This window comes from Pseudomonas sp. MF09150, from assembly GCF_059862355.1.
The window spans coordinates 16,048-42,519 of record NZ_JCBCUS010000013.1 but is presented as its reverse complement, the minus strand read 5'-3'; the positions used below and the strand labels follow the sequence as shown (position 1 = coordinate 42,519).

The 26,472-nt window shown below is 60.1% G+C and carries 19 protein-coding genes and 1 pseudogene; 12 read left to right on the top strand and 8 right to left on the bottom strand.

Going from position 1 to position 26,472, the window contains the following annotated elements; translation table 11 throughout:
* Positions 1 to 24: 24 nt before the first annotated feature.
* From AC19YX_RS31245 to AC19YX_RS31230, 4 genes are read right to left on the bottom strand one after another with little or no spacing between them, the layout of a single operon-like run.
* Positions 25 to 1,290, bottom strand: a complete 1,266-nt coding sequence (locus AC19YX_RS31245) for an efflux RND transporter periplasmic adaptor subunit (protein WP_421547572.1) — start codon at positions 1,288 to 1,290, stop codon at positions 25 to 27.
* Between the two features lie 13 nt (positions 1,291 to 1,303).
* Positions 1,304 to 2,800, bottom strand: coding sequence for a TolC family protein (locus AC19YX_RS31240; RefSeq protein WP_500607767.1), 1,497 nt, complete (start codon positions 2,798 to 2,800; stop codon positions 1,304 to 1,306).
* Complete coding sequence (locus AC19YX_RS31235) at positions 2,793 to 3,992, bottom strand: ABC transporter permease (RefSeq protein WP_500607766.1); 1,200 nt, start codon at positions 3,990 to 3,992, stop codon at positions 2,793 to 2,795. The genes AC19YX_RS31240 and AC19YX_RS31235 overlap by 8 nt, the downstream gene beginning before the upstream one ends.
* The gene (locus AC19YX_RS31230) at positions 3,989 to 4,693 is read right to left on the bottom strand and encodes an ABC transporter ATP-binding protein (protein ID WP_500607765.1); all 705 of its coding nucleotides are present in this window, start codon (positions 4,691 to 4,693) and stop codon (positions 3,989 to 3,991) included. Before AC19YX_RS31230 ends, AC19YX_RS31235 begins: the two co-directional genes overlap by 4 nt.
* A 380-nt stretch (positions 4,694 to 5,073) precedes the next feature.
* Here AC19YX_RS31230 and AC19YX_RS31225 point away from each other — a divergent pair, with 380 nt between their 5' ends.
* Complete coding sequence (locus tag AC19YX_RS31225; protein WP_020294609.1) at positions 5,074 to 5,814, top strand: TetR/AcrR family transcriptional regulator; 741 nt, start codon at positions 5,074 to 5,076, stop codon at positions 5,812 to 5,814.
* A gap of 108 nt (positions 5,815 to 5,922) precedes the next feature.
* A complete protein-coding gene (locus AC19YX_RS31220; protein WP_500607764.1) occupies positions 5,923 to 6,870 on the top strand; it encodes an alpha/beta fold hydrolase in 948 nt (315 codons plus the stop codon).
* Between the two features lie 15 nt (positions 6,871 to 6,885).
* On the opposite strand, the gene AC19YX_RS31215 is transcribed toward AC19YX_RS31220, so the two are convergent.
* Positions 6,886 to 7,371: a LysR substrate-binding domain-containing protein gene (locus AC19YX_RS31215; RefSeq protein WP_500607763.1), complete on the bottom strand. Its 486-nt coding sequence runs from the start codon at positions 7,369 to 7,371 to the stop codon at positions 6,886 to 6,888.
* Between the two features lie 79 nt (positions 7,372 to 7,450).
* On the opposite strand from AC19YX_RS31215, the pseudogene AC19YX_RS31210 reads away from it, so the two are divergent.
* Positions 7,451 to 7,558: pseudogene (locus tag AC19YX_RS31210) on the top strand (alpha/beta fold hydrolase); the annotation flags it as partial.
* 23 nt (positions 7,559 to 7,581) lie between these two features.
* On the opposite strand, the gene AC19YX_RS31205 reads toward AC19YX_RS31210, so the two are convergent.
* The 3 genes from AC19YX_RS31205 to AC19YX_RS31195 are packed head-to-tail and all read right to left on the bottom strand — an operon-like array spanning position 7,582 to position 11,387.
* On the bottom strand, positions 7,582 to 8,895 hold the full coding sequence (locus AC19YX_RS31205; RefSeq protein WP_500607762.1) for an NAD(P)/FAD-dependent oxidoreductase: 1,314 nt from the start codon (positions 8,893 to 8,895) through the stop codon (positions 7,582 to 7,584).
* Positions 8,892 to 9,980: a polyamine ABC transporter substrate-binding protein gene (locus AC19YX_RS31200; RefSeq protein ID WP_078472944.1), complete on the bottom strand. Its 1,089-nt coding sequence runs from the start codon at positions 9,978 to 9,980 to the stop codon at positions 8,892 to 8,894. The genes AC19YX_RS31205 and AC19YX_RS31200 overlap by 4 nt, the downstream gene beginning before the upstream one ends.
* Positions 9,981 to 10,028: 48 nt before the next feature.
* On the bottom strand, positions 10,029 to 11,387 hold the full coding sequence (locus AC19YX_RS31195; protein WP_020294605.1) for a glutamine synthetase family protein: 1,359 nt from the start codon (positions 11,385 to 11,387) through the stop codon (positions 10,029 to 10,031).
* A 153-nt stretch (positions 11,388 to 11,540) separates the two neighbouring features.
* Here AC19YX_RS31195 and AC19YX_RS31190 point away from each other — a divergent pair, with 153 nt between their 5' ends.
* The 9 genes from AC19YX_RS31190 to AC19YX_RS31150 all read left to right on the top strand — a co-directional run bounded on the left by AC19YX_RS31190 (position 11,541) and on the right by AC19YX_RS31150 (position 26,201).
* A complete protein-coding gene (locus AC19YX_RS31190; protein WP_201130991.1) occupies positions 11,541 to 12,452 on the top strand; it encodes a helix-turn-helix domain-containing protein in 912 nt (303 codons plus the stop codon).
* Positions 12,453 to 12,625: 173 nt separating this feature from the next.
* Positions 12,626 to 13,066: a hypothetical protein gene (locus AC19YX_RS31185; RefSeq protein ID WP_078472941.1), complete on the top strand. Its 441-nt coding sequence runs from the start codon at positions 12,626 to 12,628 to the stop codon at positions 13,064 to 13,066.
* Between the two features lie 199 nt (positions 13,067 to 13,265).
* Positions 13,266 to 16,094 carry an ATP-binding protein gene (locus AC19YX_RS31180; protein ID WP_500607761.1) on the top strand — a complete coding sequence of 943 codons (2,829 nt, stop codon included), beginning with the start codon at positions 13,266 to 13,268 and terminating at the stop codon, positions 16,092 to 16,094.
* Positions 16,084 to 17,274 carry a response regulator cyclic di-GMP phosphodiesterase PvrR gene (gene pvrR / locus AC19YX_RS31175; protein WP_201130989.1) on the top strand — a complete coding sequence of 397 codons (1,191 nt, stop codon included), beginning with the start codon at positions 16,084 to 16,086 and terminating at the stop codon, positions 17,272 to 17,274. Before AC19YX_RS31180 ends, pvrR begins: the two co-directional genes overlap by 11 nt.
* A 129-nt stretch (positions 17,275 to 17,403) precedes the next feature.
* A complete protein-coding gene (locus tag AC19YX_RS31170; protein ID WP_500607760.1) occupies positions 17,404 to 20,622 on the top strand; it encodes a hybrid sensor histidine kinase/response regulator in 3,219 nt (1,072 codons plus the stop codon).
* A gap of 57 nt (positions 20,623 to 20,679) precedes the next feature.
* Entirely contained in the window at positions 20,680 to 21,330 is a 651-nt protein-coding gene (locus tag AC19YX_RS31165) for a response regulator (RefSeq protein WP_078472937.1), read from the top strand.
* 860 nt (positions 21,331 to 22,190) lie between these two features.
* On the top strand, positions 22,191 to 22,739 hold the full coding sequence (locus tag AC19YX_RS31160) for a fimbrial protein (protein ID WP_421546773.1): 549 nt from the start codon (positions 22,191 to 22,193) through the stop codon (positions 22,737 to 22,739).
* A gap of 55 nt (positions 22,740 to 22,794) precedes the next feature.
* Positions 22,795 to 23,517 (top strand): fimbrial biogenesis chaperone, encoded by a 723-nt coding sequence (locus tag AC19YX_RS31155; protein WP_421546774.1) that lies wholly within the window; start codon positions 22,795 to 22,797, stop codon positions 23,515 to 23,517.
* 269 nt (positions 23,518 to 23,786) lie between these two features.
* Positions 23,787 to 26,201: a fimbria/pilus outer membrane usher protein gene (locus AC19YX_RS31150; protein ID WP_500607759.1), complete on the top strand. Its 2,415-nt coding sequence runs from the start codon at positions 23,787 to 23,789 to the stop codon at positions 26,199 to 26,201.
* Positions 26,202 to 26,472 lie beyond the last annotated feature (271 nt).

Here is a 26,472-nt window from a genome sequence, read left to right as displayed (position 1 = left end):
TACAGGCCAGATCCGGGGTTTGGATCACTCGGGGAGGCGAATAAGGCCCGGTTGTAGGCCGAACACTTCCACGCCTTCGGCGGTGGATTTGCCGGCGGTGACCGGCAAGCGCTGCACCGGTTGGTCCGGCCCCTGGCGGTATTCCACGCTCATGCCGTCGGGGCCGCGCTGGATCGCCGCGGGCGGCACGATGAACGCCTGGTCATTGCGGTAGGTGACGATCGTCAGGCGCGCACTCATGCCCAGGCGCACCCGTTGCAGCTGTTCGCGGGTCAGCTTGGGGATCGACAGGGTCACCGGAAACTGCGCGCTGCCTCCGGCGCTGTCGCCGGAGGTCGCCAGGCTGCTGACGATATCCACCGTGCCATTGAGGCGCTCACCGTCGAAACCGTCGCCGAGAATCTCCACGCTTTGCCCCGGGTGCAACTGGTTGATGTCCAGCTCCGAAACCTTGCTGACGATCTTCAACTGCTCGATGTTGGCCAGGCCGAACAACACTTGTCCCTGATTGACCCGCGCACCGGCCTGAACCGGCCCCGAGGCCATGGCACTGGAATTTTGCCCGCCCGTCGAGCCCGGCGCCGGCACCACGATCCCGGCAAAGGGCGCCCGCACATTGCGCCCTTCAAGCAGGGTGCGCAGGGCCTGGTATTTCACGGTGGCGTTGGTCAGTTCCATTTCGGCGATCTGCAGGTACTCGCCTTTGCCCTGGGCCAGGGTCTGCTCCAGCTCGCCCTTGGCCGCCTGCAGGTCGAGGCGCTGGACCTGCAACTGCTGGTTCAGGTCGTCCAGTTCATTGCGCGCGACGATGCCACGACTGAACAGGTTCTGGCTGTCACTGAGCTTGCGTTCCGAGTTGCTCAGGGCCATTTCCGAGGTCCTGACCGCGCGCCGGGCGCGGGTCACTTGCTGGCTGCTGTCCCAGTCCTGCAGTTCCTGCACCGCGCGGCGCGCCTTGAGTTGGGTCGACAAGGCATCGCGCAACTGGATTTCCAGGAGTGCCGGGTCCATCTGCAACAAGGTCTGCCCAGCCTCGACCCGCTGCCCCTGTTCCACCAGGCTGGCCTGGACGTTGCCGTCAAAAGGCGCGGTGAGGGTGATGGTCTGTTGCGGCTCGATCTTGCCCACCAGGCCGATCTGATGGCTCAAGGGTTTTGGTTGCACGGCAATCCACTGCGCGCGGGCCGGCTGTTCGGCAACGGGTGCCTGATAGCGCAGCACGGCAAACCCGGCCACGCCCAGTACCAGCAACAGCGCGCCAACCTGCAACGTGCGCTTGTGACGGCGGATAACACCCGTCTTATCAATAGTCGTTGAGCGCAATGTCCCAGCTCTCCAAAGTCATGCCCAGGGTCAGATCCAGCTGGGTCTGGGCGTTCAGATAGGCAATCAGTGCATTCAGGCGGGCGTTTTCGGCGTTTCGCAGGTCGCCTTCGAAACTCAGCACCTGGAAGTTGCTGGAGCGTCCGGCGCTGAGTTTTTCCCGTTCGATGTCCAGTTTGCGCCGCGACAGATCCACTGCGCGCTGGGCGATCTCGTATTGCCGCCAGCGCGTGCCGAGGTCACGCACCACATCGTTGACGCTGCGCTCCAGGGCCTGGCGGGCATCGGCCAGCACCAGCTCCTGGTTTTCCACGTCGACCCGCGCATGGACCTCGGCCTGCCGGGTACTCAGATCGCCGATAGGAATCTGCACCTGGACCCCGGCATAGCTGTCCCAGCGGCGCCCGGAGCCGTTGCCGTTATCGTTGTCATAACGGTCACTGATCTGGTTGGCCCCGGCGACCAGCGACACATCCCAGCGGCTCTGGTCCTTGGCGATCACCAGGTTGAGGTCGGCCTGCTGGCTGCCCAGCAGGGTGGACAAATATTGCGGCTGCTGCACCTGGGCCAGGCGCAGTGCCTGGCCCTTGTCGATGCTGACTTTGCTGGCCTCCAGGGCCTCGCTGGCGCGAATCGGCGTGGACAGGTCCAGGGCCAGCAAGCGCAGCAGCGACAGGCGATTGATGTCGACCTGGTTCTGCGCCTCTTCCACCCCCAGTTCCTGGGTGGCAATGTCGGCCTCGGTTTGCACGATCTCGAATTCCGCCATGCGCCCGGCGCCAATCAACGCCTTGTTCACCTCCAGCAGGGCCGAGGCGCGCTTGAGGGCTTCCCGGGCAATGGCCAGTTGCTCCTGGGACCTGAGCAGTTCGCGGTAGGTGGTGATCACGTCGGAAATGGTCTGGGCCACGCTGGACTTGAGGTTGAGGCGATTGGCCTGCTCCGAGATCCGCGCCAGGCGCAGCGGGGCGGTGGTCACGTCCCAGCCGGCACCGCGCAGCAGTGGCTGGATCACGGCCAGGTCCAGGCCATCGCTGCGATAGCGCCCGGCCCGGTCGGCGTTGTTCAGTTGCTGGGTCCAGGCCATGCTCAGGCGCGTGCCGTATTCACCCAGCAGGCTGGTGGTTGGCGCGACCGTGGCGTTGCGGCTGCGGTCGGCGGTGCCTTGGGCAGTGCGGTAGTTGCCATTGAGCAGCAGCTTGGGGTTGAAGGCGTCTTCAGCCACCCGCAGGTCGAACTTCTGTGCCACCCGCTGCAGGTAGGCGCTGCGAATCCCTCGGTTATTGCGCAACCCCAGGTACACCGCATCGCCCAGGGTCAGGTCGGTCATTTGCTGGCTCAGCAGCACACTGCGCGCCTGGGCGTTGCGCAATGAGGGCGCGGCGGCCTGGCTGGCCATGCTGGGCTCGGTGGCCGCGAGCAGGTGGGGGTTGAACAGGTAGAGGACGCAAACCATCCATGGGCGCCAGTCACTCATCGCGCAGGGCCTCCACCGGTTGCAGGCGAGACGCCGAGACGGCCGGATACAGACCGAAAAACAGCCCCACCAGCAAGGTACTGCCGACACCCAGGGGCAGGGCCGCCGCCGCCAGGGTGAATTGCCAACCGGACAGCACCGCATAAATGGAAGCCGCCGCGACGCCCAGCACCGCCCCGCACAGCGCGCCGACGGCGGTCAGGGTCACGGCTTCCAGCAGGAATAGATTGCGGATATCCCGGCGGCGCGCGCCCAAGGCCATGCGAATGCCGATTTCCCGCCGGCGCTCGGACACGTTCATCAGCATCACATTCATCACGCCAACCCCGCCGCCAATCAGGGAAATGCCGCCCAGGGCCAGCAGCAGGTAGCTGAAGGTGCGGCTCTGGCGGGTCATGCCGTCGATGATCTGTTGCGGCAATTGCACGGCGATATCCCTGCCTCGCAGTTGCTGCTTCAAGGCCTGGGTCAGGTCTTCGGCGGCCTGGTTCATGTCCTGGCCCATGGCCGCCCGGGCGATCACATTGCTGATCTGCGGCGCGGGGTAGATGCGGCGCATGCCTTGCAGGGGGATGAAGATCGAATCATTGGCCTGGACCGGAACCATCAGCGACGCCGGTTGTTCCTGAAGGATGCCGATCACCAGGAACAGGTAGTCGTTGACCCTGAGCCGGTCGCCGAGGCGCAGCAGATCCCCGGGGGTACTCAAGGCCTGGGCGACCTTATGCCCGACCACGGTGTAGGTCTCGCCCTGATCGAAGTCCGAAAGAAAGCGCCCCTCGCGCACATTGAAACGCATGGCCCCGGCCAGTTCTTCGGTACTGCCGACCAGACCGGCGCCGGTGGAGCGGCCGTGGAAGATCAGCGGGCCGCTGGCCAGGGTCACGGGGGCGATAAACATCATGTTTGGCGCGTCCCGGTGCAGTTGCTCGACATCCAGCATCGGCGGCAGCGGTACACGGCTGTCGGCAGCGCCGGGGAACTGCACAGACAGGGTATCGGTGCCCATGTCCTTGAAAATCGCCGCGGCTTCCTCGGCCGCGTTGTTGCCGATATTGATCAGCGCCACCACCGAGGAACTGCCGATGACGATGCCCAGCAGCGCCAGGATCGAGCGCTTGCCCAGGGTGCGCAGGCTGACAAAAGCCTCATGCAGCAATTGGCTGGCGCTTTGCTCGACCCTCAGGCTCATGCCGGGCACGCCTCCTGCACCACACCGTTGTGCACGCGGATCTGCCGTTGCAGGCGGCGGGCGATGTGCGGGTCGTGGGTGACGATAATCAGCGTCACGTGACGCTCGCGGTTGAGCGACAGCAACAACTCCATGATGTCCTGGGCGGTGTGGCTGTCGAGGTTGCCGGTGGGTTCGTCGGCGAGGATTACCGAGGGCTGGCCGACCAGTGCCCGGGCAATCGCCACCCGTTGCCGCTGGCCGCCGGAGAGGTCGGCGGGACGGTGTTCGGCGCGTTCTGCCAGGCCCACCTGGTCCAGTACGTGCATGGCCCGTTGCAGTGACTCGCGTCGCGCCACACCGCGATAACTCAGGGGCAGCGCAACGTTGTCCAGGGCACTCAGGCGTGGCAGCAGGTTGAAGCTCTGGAACACAAAACCGATTTGTCGGTTGCGAATGGCCGCCAACTGGTCGGGGCTGGCGCAGAAGATGTCATGGCCGGCGAAGCGGTACTCGCCGCTGTCCGGCAGATCGAGCAGGCCGAGGATATTGAGCAGGGTGCTTTTGCCGGAACCGGAGGCGCCGAGGATGGCGCAGCTTTCGCCGACCTCGATGGTCAGCGAGACGTCCTTGAGAATCTGCAGGTGCTGGTCTGCCAGCCGATAGCTCTTGCCGATGCCTTGCAGGGAGATGAAGCCTTCGTGAGCAATTGTGTCTGTCATTGCTTACCGCGCTGGCAGGCTGGGCGTCGCTGGGCGAATTCCCCAGGGCCGAGAAGGGCAGAGAGGGCATTGCACACAGGATCAGCACTGGTTTTATTTATTATTTTTAAAAATTTGTTTGAATAGTAGCTGTGATCCCAAGGCGACGCTAGCCGTCAAGCTCGGGGAATGGGGCAAATTTCTCCCGTGCTTGCGTGACAATTTGAAACATTTTTTCCGCCCCGGTCGGTGCCAGACTGGCGAGTCGAAAAAAGCCCGGTTTAACCGGCGGCATCCGTCAAAGGCTTGCTTTAAAAGGGCCGCACGGGTATAAAAAATCAAATTTTTTTTTAAAACGCTGTTCGTACGGTCAGTTTTTTACCCCAGCAAAGGTCTCCGCCATGGTCGCAAAGAAACTCAGTGCTCCAAATGTCACCAAGACCCGACTGCTGGAAGCGACGGAAGCATTGTTTATCAAGTTCGGCTATGACGCCGTGCTGCTGCGCCAGATCACCGAGCGGGCCAAGGTCAACCTGGCGGCGGTGAATTACCACTTCGGCGACAAGGACTCGCTGATGACCGCGCTGCTGATGCAGCGCCTGGGGCCGCTGAATGACCAGCGCCTGGAACTGCTCGCCAAGTGCGAAGAACAGAGCGACGGTCCGCTGGATTGCGAAACCCTGCTCGGCGTGCTGTTCGCCCCGGCCATGGGCCTGGAGCGCAGTGATGAATCCGGCATTGAAGGGCGTTCGTTCATTCGTTTTCTCGGCCGGGTCTACAGCGACACATCGCCCTTTATCCAGGAATACCTCAAGGAACATTACCAGCCGGTATTCGAGCGCTTCTTCAAGGCGTTCGCCCTGGCATTGCCCGACTTGCCGCGCAATGAACTGGGGGTGCGCTTGCAGTTCGCCCTCAAGGCGATTTCCGGGGTCATGGCCGGTACCGAACTGCGCCTGCTGATGCAGGCCATGAGTCTCGGGCGCCCGGCCACCGACGCCGAGGTCATGGCCAAGCTGATCAGCCTGGTATCCGCCGCCATCCGCGCGCCGATGCAGGACCCGGAGTCCGAGCAGGCTTTGGAAAAAGTCCTGAATACTCAAAGACTGATCCGTCAGCAAGGCAGCCACAGTGCCAGCTGAGCTGTGCGTTAACGCCAGGGGCCCATCATTCGGTCGCCGAATGATGATTCAGAGCCAAGGATGGTTCTGCTAGCGTGCAGAAACCTTACGGCCCATGGACACCCATCGATGATTCCCTACCAAGCGCATCGACTCTCAGTCAACGGCATCGACCTGTGCGTGCAGGTCGCCGGCCCGCAGGACGGGCGCCCGGTCTGGCTGCTGCATGGCTTTCCCGAGTGCTGGTATTCCTGGCGCGAGCAGGTGGGGCCGCTGGTGGCGGCGGGTTACCGGGTATTTGTGCCGCAGATGCGTGGCTACGGTGCCAGCAGCGCACCGCAGGCGGTGGAGGCCTATGACCTGCTGACCCTGTGCGCCGACATTCAGGCGGCCATGGACGCCTTCGGCCATCGCCAGGTGTGCATGGTCGGCCACGATTGGGGCGCGGTGGTGGCCTGGTACCTGGCGCTGCTCGAACCCCAGCGGATACAGGCGCTGGTGACCCTCTCGGTGCCCTTCGCCGGCCGGGCCAAGCGCCCGGCGATCGAGGTCATGCGTGAAGTTTTCGCCGATCGCTTCAATTACATCCTGTATTTCCAGGAGCCTGGCGTGGCCGAGGCCGAACTGGATGCCGACATCGACGCCAGTCTGCGCCTGTTCATGGGCGATGCCGGTGCCTTGCTGCAGCCCCGTCCCGCCGATGCGCGGCTGTTCGATGGGGTGCAGATTCCCGAGGTATTGCCTCCCTGGTGCTCGGAGCAGGACTTCCAGGTCTATCGCCAGACCTTCGCCGAACACGGTTTTCGCGGGGCCTTGAACTGGTACCGCAATTTCGAGCGCAACTGGCAGCGCAGCGAGTTCCTCAGTGGGGCCAAGGTCCAGCAACCGACCCTGTTTCTGATCGGCGACCGCGACCCGGTCGGGGTCCTGGAAGCGCACACCCTCAAACGTATGCCTGACAGCGTGCCGCACCTGGAGCAGCACCTGCTGGCTGATTGCGGGCACTGGATCCAGAGCGAGCAGGCGCCCGAGGTGAATCGTCTGCTCCTGGGCTTTTTGCAACGGGTCTATGCCTGAAGCACTGCGCGACCATCAACGAATAAAGCGCTTCCGTTGGCCAATTTCCCGCACCGCTTCAACCAGCGTCGCTACCGTAGGCGTGTTCTGCTCGGCGAAGGCATAGAAGCGGGCCTGGCTCATGGCTCCCAGGCCGTGCTCGGAGCCCAATTGCTGGAGCCCGTCCAGCCGTTGGCTGCGGGCAATGGGTATCACCGCAAAACCCGCCAGGGCGGCGGCGATACAGCCGGCCATGCTGCTGCTTTCAAAGGCCACACGCCATGGCCGGGCACTGCTGGCCAGCGCCGCAATGGCGGCCTCGCGGTACACGCAAGGTTCGGGAAGCACCGCCAGCGGCAGGCTGGCGTCCGGTGGCAGTTTGAGCGTGCTGCTGGAGGCCCAGACCAGCGGCTCCTCCCAAAGTAATTCGCCTTCGTCATCACCCCGCGCGCATTGCTTGCCGAACACCTGGTCCAGTTGACCCAGGCGTTTGTGCTGCAGCAACTCGCTGGTGATGCCCACCTTGAGCTCGATGCTGGCGCGGGGATGGGCGCGGTTGAACGACGTGCAACACGTGTGGCAGCCAGGTACTGGCGAAGTCCTTAGCGGTCGCTATGAACGCCAGGTAGTGCCGGGTGTGGGGCATTTTCCACAGCGCGAAGCCGGGCCGGCCGTGGCCGAGGCGATTCTGCGCTTTATCAGCCACTGAGGCGCCAGGTCGGTGTCACCCCTTCAACCCAACACCTCGCGCAAGCGGTGCCAGAGCATGCCCAATGCCAGCAGCGGCGCGCGCAAGGCCGGGCCACCGGGGAAGGTCATATGCGGCACGGCACTGAAGATATCCAGGCCCTGGCTGTGGCCGGCATGGATGGCCTCGGCCAGCAGCCTGGCGGTCCAGTGGGTGACGTTGAGGCCGTGGCCGGAATAGCCCTGGGCATAAAACACGTTCGGGTACTGGGCCAGGCGCCCGACCTGGGGGAAGCGATTGGCGGTGATACCGATCTTGCCGCCCCATTGATAATCGATGCGCACCCTGGCCAGTTGCGGAAACACCTTGAGCATCTTCGGCCGCATGTACGCCGCAATATCGGCCGGATCGCGCCCTGAATAATGACAGGCACCGCCGAACAGCAGGCGGCGGTCGGCGGACAGCCGGTAATAATCGAGGCCGACCTTCTGGTCGCACAGCGCCAGGTTCTGCGGGATCAACTGTTGCGCCAAGGCCTCGTCCAGTGGCTCGGTGGCGATGATGTAGCTGCCAGCCGGCAGCACCTTGCCGCTCAGGCGTGGTTCCAGGTCATCCAGATGGGCATTGCAGGCCAGCACCAGATTGGCGGCGCGCACCGTGCCCTGGGCGCAACGGATTGTCACGGATTTGCCGTGCAGCAGTTGCAGCGCCGGGCTGTTCTCGAAGATCCGCACCCCCAGGGATTCGGCCAGGCGAGCTTCGCCCAGCACCAGATCGAGCGGGTGCAGATGCCCCGAGCCCATGTCCACCAGGCCACCGGCATACACCGACGAACCCACCACCTGGCCCATGTCCGCGGCACCGACGATGCGTGTCGCGTGGGCATAGCCCATGGCCGCCAGGCTGTCCTGCTCGGCCTGGAAGGCGGCGAACTGCGCCGGGGTGTTGGCCAATTCGCAAAACCCCCAGCGCAGGTCGCAGTCGATGCCGTGTTCGCCGACCCGTTGCCGCACCAGCTCCACCGAGTCGATGCCGGCCCGATTCAGGTAGTTGACTCCCTCTTCGCCGACGTAGCGCGCAAAGCCGCTGACGTCATGGCCGATACCGCGAATCAGCTGGCCGCCATTGCGCCCGCTGGCGCCCCAACCGATCCGCTGGCCCTCGAGCAGGATCACCGACAACCCGCGCTGGGCCAGTTCGATGGCTGTGTTGACCCCGGTAAAGCCGCCGCCGATGACGCAGACGTCGGCCTCCAGGTCCTCATTCAGCACCGGGTAGCCGGCCAAGGCCCTGGCCGAGGCCGCGTAATAGGAGCGGGCGTGCTCGGCAGGCGCCGCCCCGGTGTTTGGCTGATTCATTTGTTGGACTTCACTTTGCTCCAGGACCGGGTCATCAGACGCATGATGGCCGGCGGCTGGGTACTGGAGATGTAGAGCTTGTCCAGTACCTCCTGGGGTGGGTAAACCTCGGGGTTATTCACCAGTTCGGGGTCCATGTACTGCTTCGACGCCGGGTTGGGGTTGGCATAACCGACCGAGGCACTGACCTTGGCGATCACCTGCGGGTCCAGCAGGTAGTTGATAAAGGCGTGGGCCTCCTTGACATTGCCGGCATCGGCGGGGATGGCCAGCAGGTCAAACCACAGGTTGCTGCCTTCCTTGGGGATCGAGTAAGCGACATTCACCCCGTTTTTCGCCTCTTTGGCCCGGTTCGCCGCCTGGAACACATCCCCCGAATAACCGAAGGCCAGGCAGATATTGCCGTTGGCCAGGTCGGACACGTACTTGGAGGAGTGGAAGTAGGTGATATACGGGCGGATCGCCAGCAGCTTGGCTTCAGCTTTCTTGTAGTCCTCGGGGTTCTCGCTGCGTGGGTCCAGGCCCAGGTAGTTGAGCACCGCCGGGAACACTTCATCGGGCGAGTCCATCATCGACACGCCGCACTGGCTGAGCTTTTTCAGGTTCTCGGGTTCGAAAAACACCGCCCACGAATCGATATGGTCGATCCCCAGCACCTGCTTGACCTTGTCGACGTTGTAGCCGATGCCGTTGGTGCCCCAGAGGTAGGGCACCGAGTGCTGGTTGCCGGGGTCGTTCTTCTCCAGCAGGGCCAGCAGTTTCGGGTCCAGGTTCGACCAGTTCGGCAGTTGTGCGCGATCCAGCTTGAGGAAGGCCCCGGCCTTGATCTGGCGCGCCAGGAAATGGTTCGACGGCACCACCACGTCATACCCGGTGCGCCCGGCCAGCAACTTGCCCTCCAGGGTCTCGTTGGAGTCGAAGACGTCGTAGATCACCTTGATTGCGGTTTTTGCCTGGAAGTCGGCGAGGGTGGTCTCGCCGATGTAGTCGGTCCAGTTGTACACGCTGACGCTCGGCTGAGCCTGGGCGCCGGCGCTGCACAGCAACGCAAGGGCCACGGGAACCACGGATTTCAATAGACGCATGTCGACACCTCTTCGAGTTGTTGTTCGATCGTGATGCAAAGCCCGCTATCAGACGCTGAGCAGCAGGAATTCCCGTTCCCAGGAGCTGATCACACGCTTGAAGTTCTCATGTTCGGCGCGCTTGACCGCGACATAGCCCTGGACGAATTTACGCCCCAGGTACTGCTCGATGGTCGGGCAGCTCTCCATGTGCGCCAGGGCATCTTCAATGGTGATCGGCAGGCGCAGGTTACGCCGCTCATAGGCCCGGCCCTGGACCGGAGCGCTGGGCTCGATGCCCTCGACCATACCCAGGTAGCCGCACAGCAGGCTCGCGGCAATCGCCAGGTAAGGGTTGGCGTCGGCTCCCGGCAAGCGGTTTTCGACACGCATGGCCTCCGGGGTGGACGTCGGTACCCGCAGGCCGACGGTGCGGTTTTCCTCGCCCCACTCGACGTTGACCGGGGCCGAGGTGTCCGGCAGGAAGCGGCGGAACGAATTGACATTGGGTGCGAACATCGGCAGCACCTTCGGGATGTACTTCTGCAAGCCGCCGATATGGTGCAGGAACAACGGGCTCATCCGGCCCTGGTCGTCGGCGAAGATCGGCTTGCCGGTGGCGATGTCCACCACACTCTGGTGCAGGTGCATGGCGCTGCCCGGTTCGTCGGCCACCGGCTTGGCCATGAAGGTCGCGGTGACATTGTGCTTGAGCGCCGCCTCGCGCAGGGTGCGCTTGAACACGGTGATCTGGTCGGCCAGGTCCAGGGCATCGCCGTGGCGGAAGTTGATTTCCATCTGCGCCGGGCCGTCTTCGTGGATCAGCGTATCGAGGTCCAGGCCCTGGGCTTCGCACCAGTCATAGACGTCTTCGAACAGCGGGTCGAATTCGTTGGCGGCGTCGATGGAGAACGACTGCCGCCCGCTTTCGGCACGCCCCGAACGGCCTAGGGGGGCCTTGAGCGGCAGGTCCGGGTCTTCGCAGCGCTGGGTCAGGTAAAACTCCATCTCTGGCGCGACGATCGGCTGCCAGCCCTTGTCGGTGTAAAGCTGCAGGACCTTTTTCAGCACATTGCGCGGTGACAGTTCGATCGGGTTGCCGAGCTTGTCGAAGGTATCGTGGATGACGATCGCCGTCGGCTCGATCGCCCACGGCACCACATAGGTCGCCGCGGCGTCGGGGCGGCAGACCATGTCGATGTCGGCCGGGTCGAGGAGGGCGTAGTAGATGTCGTCGTCGACAAAATCCCCGGTTACCGTTTGCAACAGCACACTTTCCGGAAGGCGCATCCCGCGCTCGTTCAGGAACTTGTTGGTCGGTGCGATCTTGCCGCGGGCAATACCGGTCAGGTCGCTGACCACGCACTCTACTTCGGTAATCTTGTGATCTTTCAGCCAAGTGGACAGCTGATCGAAAGGGGCATTCATAAAAACCTCGGGGGTGGGTTGATTCGGCGCCAGGGGCTCCGGCAAGGCTTCCCCTGCAGCGCGTTGACGACTATCTTGGTCGACGCTCAAGGTTCCATCTATCCACTTTAAGCAGAACCAAAACGCACCAAACGAGTGCGTAAGGTCCCCCCGATGACAACGTGCAACGCCTTGCAAGTCCAAGCATTCAACTCCGCCGACGTGGCTGAACAAATCCGTGCCACACCCGGTTGGGTCCAGCATTACCAGCAGATGTCACCCGGGCATTTCGCTGGCCAGGTGCGCTACCTCGACCTGCAGGGGGTGGAGATCTACGAGGAATGCATGAACACCCGGGTCGAGCAGAATTTCTGCGCGCCACCGGGGGCACTGGCGTTCTGTTTCGATCGCAGCGACAACGCGCTGTACGTGCTCAATGGCGAAAGCCGCAACATCTGGATCACCCCGGAGAACTACCAGGAAGTGGCGGTGGTGTTCGGTGCCGAGTTCGTCCAGCGCCATGGCCTGAGTGTCGAGCGCCTGGAAGGGTTGTTCATGGCGCCACTCAACTCGGGGCAGAACGCGCTGTTCAGTCGCTGGCTCAGCGGCACTTTGACCCGCCTGTCCCAGACCTTCGATCCGCCGAGCAGGGAAGCCCTGACCCAGCAACTGCTCGAAGACTGCCTGTACATCCTCGACAACGCCTGCGTGCGCCTGGAGCGCGGCGCCATGCAGCGGCGTGCCGAGGAGCGTTCGATCATGAAGCGGGTCGCGGAATGGGCCGCCGATGTGCCCGAAGAGACCCTCAACCTGCTGGAGCTGTCCGAGGTTGCCGGGGTTTCCCTGCGTCAGTTGCAACACACCTTCAAGACTTACACCGGCATGGCGCCAAGCCAGTGGCTGCGCTTGCGGCGGCTCAACAGCGCGCACCGCGAACTGCTTGGTCGCAGCGCTGCGGACACCACCGTGGCCGAGGTCGCGATGCACTGGTCGTTCTGGCACCTGGGCCGGTTTTCCAGCAGCTACCGGGCCTTGTTCAAGGAGCTACCGAGCGAGACCTTGAAGCGTCGGCCTGGGGCACGCTGAAAAAATCGCCAGGGCTTATGGATTTTGGCCCATTTAAACTTCGGTTTCGACGAGTTATAGGACTGGTCTGATTTAGATCCTTTGAACTTAGGTTATATGCTCCGGCTCCCCGACTAAGCGGGGCGTTGTATCCCCATCTGGATGCATTAACTGTTCAGTAATAAGGACGTTTTATGAATGCGCTTTTAAAATGTGTAGCCTTGGCAACCGTTATTGCGGGTGCAAGTGGTTGTGTCAGCTACAACATCAGCCAGCCGTCGGCTCCGATCGACAGCGTAGTAAAAACCGACCTCAAGGCGGACGTGACAGTCGGTGAAGCCATCTCCGGTCAATCCTCGGTCAATATCCTGTTTGGTTTCCTCAAGTTCGGTGGCGACAGCGAATTTGCCGACGGCGTGGCCTATGGCGGCGACGGCGGCGGTGCCCTGGGCGGCCTGGGTTTCGACCCTGTCAGCGCAGTCAAATCGGCTGCGGCCTACAAGGCGGTCAAGGCTTCCGGCGCTGACCTGATCGTCGCTCCGCGTTATGAAGTCAGCGAAGAAAACTACTTCGTGTTCAAGAAAGTTGCGGTCACCGTGAAGGGCAATAAAGGCAATATCCGCAGTATCCGCTAAGGGTATTTGCACACCTGCATACGGCTAAAAGTGAATTGATCTGTATACATGGAACGCTCGAATTAAATCGAGGGTGAAAAGTTCAAGGCAAGCAGTTAAATGGAATTTCCTGCTTGCTCTCGGTATTAATTTTTTGAATGGAATATAAGTTCAGGAAGAATCTTGTCTCTTGAAGCAGTGGTCTGTTTAGTGTGAATTAATGAGATTCAAACAGTTATTCCAGCCCGCCGACGCCTCCTTCTCAACGCCCAAGGCCGCCCGCAAGCTATTGCGCCTTTTCGCCTTGGTGTTGCAGTTCGCTTTATTCAGTGCGCTTTACGCCTACCTCATTTCAAGTTTCGAGGACGAAGTGTCGTTGCGACGGGGTTACCTGAGCGGGTCGATCTCCGTTGCCCAGCGTTTTTTCACCGGCAATGAGGTGCTGCTGCGCAATCTGAGCCTCTCGGCAGTGCGCAATCGAGGTGTGCAAGAAACCATACCTACCGTTTCCGATGAGGAGCTGCATGTACGCCTGGGGCGCGGCGAGGTTTTCTGGAGCCTGTGGCTCACGGAGCGCAAGCTCGATTACCTGCGCCAGAACAAAATCAGCCTGCTATACGTCGAGGCCGGCTCGAAACCGCAGATCCTGCATCTGCCGGGCGCCCGCCAGGAAGAGCGGGTTGTGCCACAGTCGGTGCTGCAAAAACTCGAACAACTGACATCCCAGGGCCTGCCGCCGGAAGGCGAGCTCTGGCTGCATGACACCTCCAGTCGGGCGCCGGAGTCCGGTTCTTCGCTGTACCTGTTCAGCTTGCTCGATGAGCGTGAACCCAGCTCGGGATGGCTCGGGTTGGAGATTGAAGATGGTGATGTGCTGGCAGCCTTGAGCAGTGATCGGGTGGGTGAGTTTCTGGTGCTCAATGCCCAGGGCAACGAGGTATTCGCCAGCGCCTCGTACCCCAGCCTGAGCCAGGCGGTGTCGCAGTTGCAGGGTGACAAATATTTCGGCTTTGTCGGCCAGGGCTGGTTGCCCGACAGCATGATCATGCGCAAGCACCTGGGTTACACCGATCTACAGGTGATCTATGCCATCGATTTTCGCTCTGTATTCCTGGCATTGCGTGGACCCTTGCTGCTGGTCGTACTGTTGGGCATCGCCAGCGTGGCGGCCACCTGGCTGCTGGTGACGCGAATAGAAAAACGCCTGATCGCCCCGGCGATCTACCGCGACAAGTCGCTGGTGGAAAGCGAAGCCTTCAGCCGCGCCGTGATCCAGACTGCTCCGGTGGCGCTCTGCGTGCTGCGCCGCATGGACGGTGCGGTGGTCCTGCAAAATCACCTGTCCGAGCAGTGGCTGGGGGCTGGAGATGTTCGCGAACAACGTCGTCAGGGGTGGATTGGTCAAGCCTTTGACAGCCCGGCGGGAGAGGGCACGGATGAGTTCGAAACCTGTGGCCGACACCTGATCCTGAGTTATTCCGCGACCCGCTACCGTGGCGAGGATGTGCTGTTTTGCGCCTTCAGCGACATCAGCGCCCATAAACAGGTGGAAGCGGCGCTGGAACATGCTCGGCAATTGGCCGACACGGCGAACGAGGCCAAGACCCAGTTCCTGGCCACCATGAGCCATGAAATCCGCACGCCACTGTATGGCGTGCTCGGCACCTTGGAGCTGCTGGCACGGACCACCCTCAATACCCAGCAGACCAACTACCTGCATGCGATCGAAGGCTCGTCATCGACCTTGCTGCAGTTGATCAGTGATGTGCTGGATGTGGCCAAGATCGAGGCCGGGCAACTGTTTCTGGAAGAGAGCGAGATCTCTACGCTTGATCTGATTCAGGAGGTCATCGAAGGCTTTTCGGCAGCTGCCATCAATAAAGGGCTGCACCTGTATGCCCAGGTCGACCCCCTGCTACCCGAGCGCTTGAAGGGTGACTTGACGCGCATCCGGCAGATTCTGAACAACCTGCTGAGCAATGCCGTGAAGTTCACTGAAAGCGGGCGAATCGTGTTGCGGGTCAAGGTCGAAAGTCGCGATGACGAGCGCGTTTGCGTGCTCTGGCAGGTCTCCGATACCGGCGCGGGTATTTCCGCAGATCACCAGCAACTGCTGTTCGCGCCGTTTTATCAAGTGGGGCACAACACCGGCATGGTCGCCGGTACAGGCCTGGGCCTGTCCATCTGCCAACGCCTGACCTCGCTGATGAATGGCAGCCTGCGTGTAGTCAGCGAGCCAGGGCTGGGCAGTAGTTTTATCTTGAAGCTGCCGCTGGAGCAGGATTTGAGTGGTGATGCTCCGACCGCCCCACGCCTGCTGCTCGAAACGGTTTACGTGGTTTCTCCGTCACGCGAGCTTGCCGAGAACATCTGCGGCTGGCTGCGTCGCTGGGGTGCCCGTGCGCAAATCGGCATTCATTCGGAGCAAGGGCTGGAAGCCTCCGCAGTCCTGGTGCAGGTGCAGGCTGGCGACCTTGAGCAACCCCGACCAGGCTTGAACATTCCGCTGGTCCAGGTGTGCGACAGAGTGAGTGTGAGCAGCGGTGATCGCAAGACCGCGTCGTGGCAGGTCAACCTCAGCAACCTGCTGGACCTGCGCCGCGCAGTCGGCCAGGCGCAAGGCAGTTACAGCCAGGCGGATGGCGCCCAGACCGGCGCCGTGGTGTTGCCGCAACTGGGGCTGCACCTGCTGGTGGCTGAAGACAACGCAATCAGTCGGCTGATCCTCAAGGACCAGCTGGAGGAACTGGGCTGTACGGCGCAGCTCGCCGCCGACGGCCACGAAGCGCTTGCACTGTGGCACGAAGGCGCATTCGACGCGGTGCTGACCGATATCAACATGCCCAACATGAATGGCTATGAATTGGTCGCCCAACTGCGCCGGCTGGGCTGTGACCTGCCCATCATCGGGGCCACGGCCAATGCACTCAGCGATGAGCGTGAACGCTGCCTGGCGGCCGGCATGGATGAGTGTCTGATCAAGCCGTTTGGCCTGCGTGCGCTGTCCAATAATTTGCAACACAACCGGAGTAAGAGCCGTGCTTTATAACGTCCTGATCGTGGAGGACCACCCTTTCCAGTATGAGTACCTGCTGAACCTGTTCAAGGAATTCGGCAATGTACGAGTTGAAGCCGCTTGCGATGGACAGAGCGCGCTGAAACGCCTGGATGAGGTTGATTTTGACCTGGTCTTGACCGACCTGGTGATGCCCGGCATGGACGGCGTGCAATTCATTCAGCAACTGGCTTCCAGGACGTTGAAGCCGGCATTGGCAATCATGAGCTCGGCTTCCCAACGCATGATTATCAGCGCCAGCCTGGTCGCACAAAGCCTGGGCCTCAAGGTGATAGGCCAGTTATCGAAACCGGTGCTGTCCGGCTCGGTTCATAAATTGATGAAGGAACTCGACACCTGGCTCGGGGCCAGCCGCACCCTGGATATCAGCCTGCCGGTCTTCAGCCGGGAGATGCTGCAAGAGGCATTGGCTGCCGAAGTATTGCAGGCCTGGTTTCAACCGAAAAAATCTTTGGCCAATGGCCGCATCATCTCGGCCGAGGCATTGGCCCGCTGGCCTCATCCGCAGCATGGCTTGCTGATGCCGGCAGATTTTCTACCGGCAGTGGTGCGCTTTGGCCTGGAAGAGCCATTGCTGATGCTGTTCGTCAAACAGACGATTCTGGCCCAATCCCGTTGGCGCAAGCAGGGCTATGACATTCCGGTCTCGATCAATCTGCCTACTCATCTGCTAGACAGCGACAACCTGGCTGACCGCCTGTTCGACCTGGTGATCGAGCACGACGGCGTGCCGGGCATGATCGGTTTCGAGCTGATGGAGTGCTCCACCACCGACAACATCAGCAAGTTCTATGCGGGCGCCTGCCGCCTGAGGATGAAGGGCTTCGGCCTGGCCCAGGACGATTTCGGCCAAGGCTACAGCTCCTATTTCAATCTGGTCTCGACCCCTTTTACCGAACTGAAAATCGACCGGGCGCTGGTGCAGGGCTGTGTCGAGAACAAGAGCCTGGCCCTGGCGATTGCCAGCATCGTCGCTCTGGGCCAGCAACTGGGCCTGGAGGTCGTGGCTGAGGGCGTCGAAAGCCAGGATGAGCTGGTGCTGCTGCGCCAGCTCAAATGCGACGCCGTGCAGGGGTTCCTGATTTCCCAGGCCGTGTCATCCGATCAATTCAACACCTTGTTGAGTGAGGACGGACCTCCGGCGAGCCATTGATTACCACCCTGAACGCAGAGCGTGCGCTGCCTTGTTCGCGGGGAGCGCTCCAGATGACCTTTTGTACTGCAAAGGGTTGCCGAACAGGGTGTCAGTCGACCGCTCTTCCTTTCCATTCTGGAACCCACCATGACTTCCGATAACGTCTCACCAGGCACTGTTGCCTCAAACTCCGGAATGCGCCGGGCCTCCTTCACCCTAGGGGTCGTCCTGTCGCTCTCGGGAGTCTGCTACTGGGCAGTGGAGCGCTTGTTGGACGAGCAGGTGCACAGGGCCACCCGCCATTTCGAACTGCTGATGGCGCAAGTGGGTGAGAACCAGGCGTTTTTACAGCGCCTGGCGAGAAAAGTGACCGCCCCTCAGGAGTTGCTGGAGCAGAACCTGACGCCGCTACGCATTACCGAGCTGTTCCAAACGCCGCAGCAGGTAATCTACGAAGGCCGGGAGGTTTCGTTCTCACTGCCTTTCAGCGTCATGGTGCCGGCGCACGCTAATCAGGCGATGCCCGATCAGGCGCCGTTCGTATTGGGTATGCACCTGGCCAACGACTACGGCGCGTTCTGGTCCGGCTCGCCTTATTCGCCACCCCAGGTATTTGTCCTTACCCCGGGAGATGAATTCACCCTGGGCATTCCCGCACTGGGTGAGAGGCGCGCCGATGGTTCGGTACTCGACCCTGCCAGTTACCAGAAGGCCAGCGCTGAACTGCGCCTTTTGCTGCAGCAGGCCAGTGCTCCGAAGCTACGCGATGGTGTGCACTGGAGCGGTATGCAAGTGCCGGATAACTCAGCTCGGCAACTACAGGCTTATATCAGTATCGATATGCCGTACAAGCTGCTGCCGTTAGAGGCTCGGGGTCGTGAAGTGCTGGTAGTGGCGCAACCCGCGCTGACTCAAGTCAGTGGTTTTGCCCTTAGCCGGGAGGCGGCCTTTTTCGATGGTCTGAGCTTGACGCGACCCGACGGCAGGGTGCTGCTGGGTTCGCAAACGGATGTCCGACCACTGCCCGAAGGCTTGAGTTTTTCCAGCCGCGGCCTGCACATAAAACTGGCCATGACCCAGGGTGAGCATTGGACCGCGGTGTATGACATCAGCTACCAACGCTTTGTGCATGACGCCCGGTGGCAACTGTTGGGGCTGCTTGGCCTGATCGCTGGCAGCCTGGCCCTGGCCTGGCTGGTCAATCGTTGGTACCAGTTGAAGGTCCGCCGGCCCCTGCAGCGCGCTCATGCCCGAGAGATCGAGAGCACACTGTTCAATCGCGCGGTGATCGACACGGCACCGATCGGACTGAGTGTGATACGCAAGCGTGATAACCGTTTGCTGCTGGAAAACCACCTGGCGCTGGGCACCTCCAAGTGGCTGCTGCAGGTGCTGGATGAGCTTGGAGACGGTGACATTGGCGAGTCCTGCTTCAAGGTCGATGGGCGTTATTTGCACCTGCGCTTCAGTACGGCCCGCTATCAGGATCAGCAGGTACGGATATGTGCCTTCAGCGATATCAGCCATCACGAGCAAAGTGCCGCCGCCCTGACCCTGGCCAAGCGCCTGGCCGAGGAGGCCAGCCGGGCCAGGACGATCTTCCTGGCAACCATGAGCCACGAGATTCGCACCCCGTTGTATGGCGTGCTCGGCACCCTTGAATTGCTGGAGCGGACCGCCCTTGATCCGCGCCAGCAGGAGTACCTGAAGACCATCCAGTGCTCGTCTTCAACCTTGCTGCAGTTGATCAGTGACGTCCTCGACGTGTCGAAGATCGAGTCGGCGCAGATGCCGTTGGAGCTGGGCCGGTTTTGCCCGTTGGACATGGTCGAGGAGGTACTGGAAGCCTGCGCGGCGGCGGCGAATGCCAAAGGGCTGCAGATGTACGCCTGCATCGATGTCCAGGTGCCGGAGTACCTGGAGGGCGATCATGCGCGGATTCGGCAGGTGCTTGGCAACCTGGTGACCAATGCCATCAAATTCACCGATTTCGGGCGGGTAGTGCTGCGTCTCAAGGTGCTGGGGCGCGAGGCAGGCAAGGTCAGCCTGCAATGGCAGATCACTGATACCGGGGTGGGAATTTCCCAGGCTCAGCAGGTGCTGCTGTTCGAACCGTTCTATCAGGTACGCCAGGGCAGTACCGACGGCGGCGCGGGCCTGGGCCTGTCGATCTGCTGGCGTCTGAGTCAATTGATGAACGGGCAGATTCACATGGTCAGCGAGCCAGGGTTGGGCAGCAGTTTCAATTTTTTCGTCGAGTTGTCGGTGTTGCCAGGCAGCGAGATTGACCACGGGGTGCCGCTGCTGCGAGCAAGACCGGTGTACGTCCGGGCGCCGATCAAGGAACTGGCGGACAACGTCTGCGAATGGCTGAAGCACTGGGGCGCCAACGCGCTGATAGCGCCAAGCCTGGTGGCCGAGCCGTTGCCTGGGGCGGTATTGGTCGACCTGCTGGGGCCGCCCGGTAATGACTGTTGTTGGGGTGGCCCCAGAGTGATCGCCAGCAGCCAGGCGCGAGATGCGGTCGAGCCGGAACATGGGCGCTGGCCGGCCCGGATATATGCAATCAGGGACATCGCTCGGGCAGTGGCCGAGGCGCAAACCGGTGCTGGCGTAGCGCCTGCGAACAGAGGGCCTGTCGAGCGCGGCAAGTTGCCGTTACGGGTGCTGGTGGCCGAAGACAATCCGATCAATCAAGCCATCATCAAGGAGCAGCTCGAGGAGCTCGGCTGTCGCGTGGTGCTGGCTGCGGATGGACAGGAGGCCCTGCATCTCTGGTTGCCGGGTGCATTCGACGCAGTGTTGACCGATGTGAACATGCCGCTCATGAATGGTTATGAGCTGGCCATCGCGTTGCGTCAGTTGGACAAGCAGTTTCCCATCATTGGTGTAACGGCCAATGCCATGCGCGAGGAGGGCGAGCGCTGCCTGCAGGTCGGGATGAATGCCTGGATGGTCAAGCCCCTGACCCTGCAGGGGCTCTGGGACGGTTTGATGAGAGTCTGCAACGTGCAATACAACCTCGTCGCGGCGGCTTCGCTGGCACCTGGCTCAATGGCTGACACCGAACTGGTCGAGGCGCCCGATCAGATCCAGGTCTCAACGAAAATGCGTGCGCTGTTCATCAGCACCATGCGCGAGGACATGGTGCGCGCACGCGACGCCCTGGCCGCACAGGACGCCAGTCAATTACGCAGCAGCCTGCATTGCATTCGTGGCGCCCTGGCAGTGGTGCAGGCCCAGGCCCTGGCTGACGCCTGCGGAGCCGTGGAGCAGGCACTGGAAATCAAGACGCTTGATCAACCGCTGGCACGCAGGAGCGAACTGCTGTTCGCACGCATAGATCGTGCTGTTGCAGCCGTGTGAGAGCGCGGCGGGTGCAGGTCGTGATCTGACGAACTTAATCTTTGGACGAATGACTTCATGAAAAAAATCAAGATAGTTTTAGCTGATGACCATCCGGTGGTGTTGATGGGGGTCAGTGAGTACATCGAACGCGACAATCGCTATGAAGTCGTGGCCCAGGTGCAGAACTCAACGGAGCTGGTGGAAAAACTGCAGCAACTCAAGCCAGATGTGATCATTACCGATTACAACATGCCCGGGGATGAGGCCTATGGCGACGGTATCAAGTTGATTGAGTACCTGATCCGGCACTTTCCGGACATCCAGGTACTGATTCTGACCATGGTTTCCAACAACCTGATTCTGTCGCGGCTCTATGATGTCGGAGTTGCCGGGATCGTACCCAAGAGCAGCGACCTGAAGGAGATTCTGGTAGCGCTCAATACGTTGGCCAGAGGCCAGTCCTACCGCAGACCACTGTTTCATTCCCTACCCAGCGTGGTCGAGTGCACGGAGCCCGTCGAAGACCGGATTTCCAGCCTTTCGGTTCGCGAGTTCGAAGTACTGCGCCAGTTCGCCGCGGGCATGAGTGTCAATGAGATCGCCCATCTGCTCAATCGCAGCAAAAAGACCATCAGTGCCCAGAAGATCTCGGCGATGCGCAAGTTACAGGTCACTACGGATCATGAGTTGTTGAGCTTCTGTATCACGATGCGCTTGATTGTGTGACATGCCTTGCCTGAGTTCGTTTCAGAGCGCCTCCAGTTACGGGGAGGAGACTAAGGCTCTTCGGTCAACGGTTTCGGGCCTTGATCACTTCGGTATAAGACGCCTGTGATCATGCAGCATCGACAGTCAAGCTCATCAGCACGTATCACTTCCTGACGAAAACTCTCGTTCAATCCTGTCGGCTCATCAGGGAAGTTGTAATAGGAAGTTACGGGTCGAACGCTTTAGTACGTGTCCCAAGTCGAATGGCGGACCCGTTGAGTACCATCCGCAGACCTATGCAATGCCCATGGCAATCATAAAGAAATGAGGTCCTTCATCTCATGCGGGCCTGTGGCGGGCACTTAAATTTTGCAACTCACCGCTCCTTGGTGTGGCAGGGAGTTACAGAGGGTGCATCTATCCGCCTGGTAGTTTTATACAGCGCTTTGTCAGGCCACCAAAGAAACAATCAACGGTCTGCAAATTGATTTCGGAATAGGGGCGGCTATCCACGATAGTCGGCGAGTTATCCTTTTTTGATCGTAAAGGAGGTGTCTGTTAGCGCATGACTGTTGGCAGAGTGAAGGACTGAACTATGCCCCCTCATGATGGCAACTAACGACAAGCGCTAAAGAATAGAAGCTTATGCGTCATGTCCGTATGACGAACCAATAGTGGTGCTCTATGTTGTATAGAGGCCGGATTGCATCTTCGTAATCTATTTGGGGTTTGGCCTTGGGCGGTATGCTTGAAGGGTAATGACGTAATTGGTATGAGAGCCGCTTAGTGCAAATAGGACTGGTCTCATTAATCTTTGTCGGTTTAATTGGTTAAATGACAACTGCTGCATCCATCAACTATTAAAACTCGGTGTCACTATGAAAAGATTTTTTGCTTTAAGCCTTCTGTCTTCGGTTTTGGCTGTGCCTATGACAGCGAATGCTCTTACTGAGGGTGGCGGTGGTAACATTAACTTCACCGGAACTATCAAGCAGGATAGTTGCAGTGTTCAAGGGCAAGGCACCAGTGATATTAACGTCCCGCTGGGCAACGTCCAGGCCTCGACCCTCGGCACTGCAGCTGCACCGGGAGCTATCTCCAGCACTGGCCAAGTCAATATTTCGGTGAAGTGCGATAAAACGCACACTAAAGTTGCACTGAGCTTTGACCCACTGCCTTCTCAGCTTCAGGGCACTAACGTCTTGCACATTGATAACGCAACCGGTGGTGCCAAAGGTGTAGGTATTGTCCTGGTTGACGCCGCAGGTGCCGCAATGGACCTGAAAACCGACAGCTATACGGGCACTAGCGTTAACGGTACTACCAACCTTCAGGTTCGGGCCACTTACGTCATGACGAGTGACGCTGCAGCGGTCAAGCCGGGTACAGCCAACGCCAGCATGCCGTTTGTTCTGAAATACGAATAAGTTGTTTCTCGCTGTGAGAGGCGCTTGCGCCTCTCACACTCTTAGAGTGTTTTTCATGTCGCCTAAGTTTTTCATAAAAGCCATGAGTCTGGCGCTGATTACATTCAGTTTCGGCGCTCATGCTGCAATATCCCTAAGTGGAACTCGGCTGGTTTTTGCTGAAGGAAAAAAAGAGGAAACCCTCGTCGTACGTAATGACGGCAAGGATATCGTTGTTCAATCCTGGATTGAAAGTGAAGGGGAGGCTGATCTGCCATTTGCAATCACTCCACCTCTGGTCCGCGTAGGTGCCAAGCAACAACAACTATTACGCGTACTGTTCTCCGGGTCCAGCTTGCCCAGCGACAGAGAGTCGGTGTTCTGGCTAAGTATTCAGGAAATACCCCAGTCGGCAGGAGAGGAAAACACCCTGCAACTTGCGGTGCGTCAGCGGATCAAAGTGTTTTATCGGCCAAAGGGTTTGTCCGGCACAGCCGGCGCAGCACCCGAACAACTGGAATGGCGACTGCTGAATACGTCTGATGGGCAACAACTGCAAATAAAGAATCCGACACCTTATTACACTACCTTGGTCGATCTGGTGCTTTTCGGCGTGAAGGAAAACAAAGTAACTGAGGCGCGCATGCTCTCCCCAGGTGAAACCGTCACTCTGCCTATGAATAAAGTAATAGGCAGCAAACATCGCTTGGATTTTGGCAGTATCAATGATTACGGCGGGCGTGATCTATTTACTGTCGATGTCACCGAAGGCCAGTCCGCAAAAGCCAAGGGGCTATAGCGGATAATTCATAGCAATACCAAATCATGCGTTGGCCCTTGCTCTCGATTGTAAATGCAGAGGCATGACTTGGCCTATGTAACCCAACTACTAAGTGAATCATGATGTCGAAAGGTTATTTGCTTACAGGTTTTGGTCAATCTAGCCTCGTTATTACTCTGGAGAGTCGGCAGTCGTTCTGCTGGGCGCTTTTACTGGTTGCACTTCCAATAGTCGCACATGCTGATTCAGAGCAACTCAATACTGAGCCTAGGGTAAAAATCCCACTGTTGGCATTTAATACCGGGTTCCTGCAGGGTGGTTCGGCTCAACCTGCCGATGTATTGGCCTTGCTTCAAGGTGGTAGCAACGTTCTGCCTGGCAACTATCGGGTGGAAATTTACGTCAACGGCGACCTGAATGGCCGACGTGATATCGAATTCAAGCAAGAAGCAGCAGGGGCGGAGGTACAGCCGTGCCTGACACCGGTCATGTTCAAGGACTTCGGTATCGATCTGCTCAAGTTGCAGAACCCGGAGCTGCTCGCACCCGAGAATGCCAATCGCTGCTACCCGTTGGATACGTTGATCGAGCAGGCCGAAGTCAAGTTCGACTCTGCCCGTTTGCACCTGTTGATTAGCGTGCCCCAGGCGTTTATGCAGGCTGGCGTTCGTGGGTATGTCGACCCGGCGCTCTGGGATGAAGGCGTCACTGCTGCCTTTATCAACTATCAGTTCAACATGCGCCGTAATAGCAGCGGCGGGACCAGAAGCACCTCGAAATACCTGGGATTGCAAAATGGTTTCAACCTTGGGTCTTGGCGCTTGCGCAACGAGTCCAACCTCACCATGAACGAAGGCCAGCCAACCAAATTCTCCAGTAACCGCAGCTTTGTCCAGCGCGATATCACTGCGCTCAAGGCCCAATTGGCCCTGGGCGAGATCTATACCAACGGCAATATTTTTGACAGCGTGCGTTTTCGCGGCGCCCAGTTGACCTCCGATGATGCAATGCTCGCCGACAGCGAACGAGGCTATGCACCGATCATTCGCGGCGTCGCCGAAACCAACGCCACAGTCGAGGTGCGCCAGAACGGTTATGTCATCTACAGCACCCCGGTATCCGCGGGCGCCTTTGAGTTGACTGATATCTACCCCAGTGGCTCCAACGGTGACCTGGAAGTGACGGTGGTCGAAGCCGATGGTCGCCGCCGGGTTACGCGCCAGGCGTTTTCCAGTCTGCCGGTCATGGTGCGCAAGGGGCGCATGACCTTCAGTGTTGCCGGCGGCCAGTATCAGAGTAATGACGATAGTCAGCAGAGCCCTTCATTCGTCAGCACAGCGCTGGCCTATGGTCTCAGCGACGATATGACGGGGACCTTCGGCCTGCAGGTAGCAGAGAACTTCCAGGCACTGAACTTCGGGATAGGGCGCAATACACCGATCGGCGCTCTATCGGTCGACATCACCCAAAGTGCCAGCAAAATCCCGCAGCAGACTGACAAGGGCCAAAGTATCCGGGTGTTGTATGCCAAGACATTTGCCCAGACCAGCACCGACTTCACCCTGGCGGCCTACCGCTACTCCACTGAGGGCTACCGCAGTTTCAGTGACCATGTGCAGGACCTCAATCGTGACCTCACCTCCACGAGAATGGGGCGCTCTCGAGCGCGCCTGGACCTGACCGTGCAACAGAGCCTGGGAGAAAAGCAGCAGTACGGCAGCATCTACTTGAGCGCCAGCGATCAAAGCTACTGGAATAGCAGCACCCGTTCGCAAAGTATCTCTGCCGGTTACGGCAATTACTGGAAAAGCCTGAACTATTCCGTGAGCCTGACCCATACCCGTAATATCGCCGAGCGCGGTTCGGCCAGCAGCAATGACAGTCAGGTGGCGTTGTCCTTCAGCCTTCCGCTGGGAAGCACCGCCCACTCACCGCGGGCCACGCTGCGCATCCTGCGTGATCGCGAGGGCAACCAGAACACCCAGGCAGGCCTGAACGGCTATCTGGGCCCTGCTACCAACTACTCCTTCCAAGGCGGGCGGGACGGTCAAGGTGGTAACAGCGGCAACGCGAGTATTTCCACCGACACCGCGGTGGGCCGGATGGACCTCGGTTACGGCCAGGGCCCCGATTACAAGAGCTTGAACGTCGGTGCCAGCGGTTCGGTGGTTGCTCACGCCGGTGGTATCAACCTTGGCCAGCAGGTTGGCGAGAGCTTTGTCCTGGCCGAAGTGCCCGACACCCCCGGTGTGGGCATCATCAGCAATGCGGGAGTGACAACCGGGCGCAATGGTTTCGCCATCGTGCCCAATGCCCAGCCCTATCGCTTGAACTGGGTCAGCCTGGACACAGGGAACCTGGGAGCAGATATCGAACTGGAACAGGCAACCCAACAAGTGGTGCCGCGCCGTGGCGCAGTGGTGCTTGCTCGCTATCAGGCGCAGATTGGGCGTCGAGTGCAATTTATCCTGCGTCAGGCCGATGGAAAAAAGATGGGCTTTGGGGCCACCGTCGAGGATCCGGAAGGGAAACAGAGCGCCATCTCGGACCCGTATGGCATGGCGCTGATGCTGCTCAAGCAGGACAAGGGCTTGATGAACGTCACTTGGGACGGCAGCACCTGCCAGGCGCCGTATGACTTGCCCGAGCGCAACAAGGAGCTGAACTACGAACAGGCAGAGCTGAAGTGCAAGGGTAACTGACAGGTGTCGTTGCCCAGTACCTTCAGGTTCTGTGGTGGAAACTCAGGCCTGCGTTCGATATCACGCTGACAGCAATCCTTGGACTTCGCGAGCTGCCAGGGGCCAGCGGTTTTTCCTGAACTCAGGGTGATACGGGGTAGGTAGGTTATCTCTGAGCGCGTTACCCGGTCCCTGGGACTGAGAATTCACCCTGAACAATTCAGATTTATCCTAAAGAGCTCATGGCGGATACGGCATTAAGCTATCACCTCAGTCATTCATCGAGGTGTTT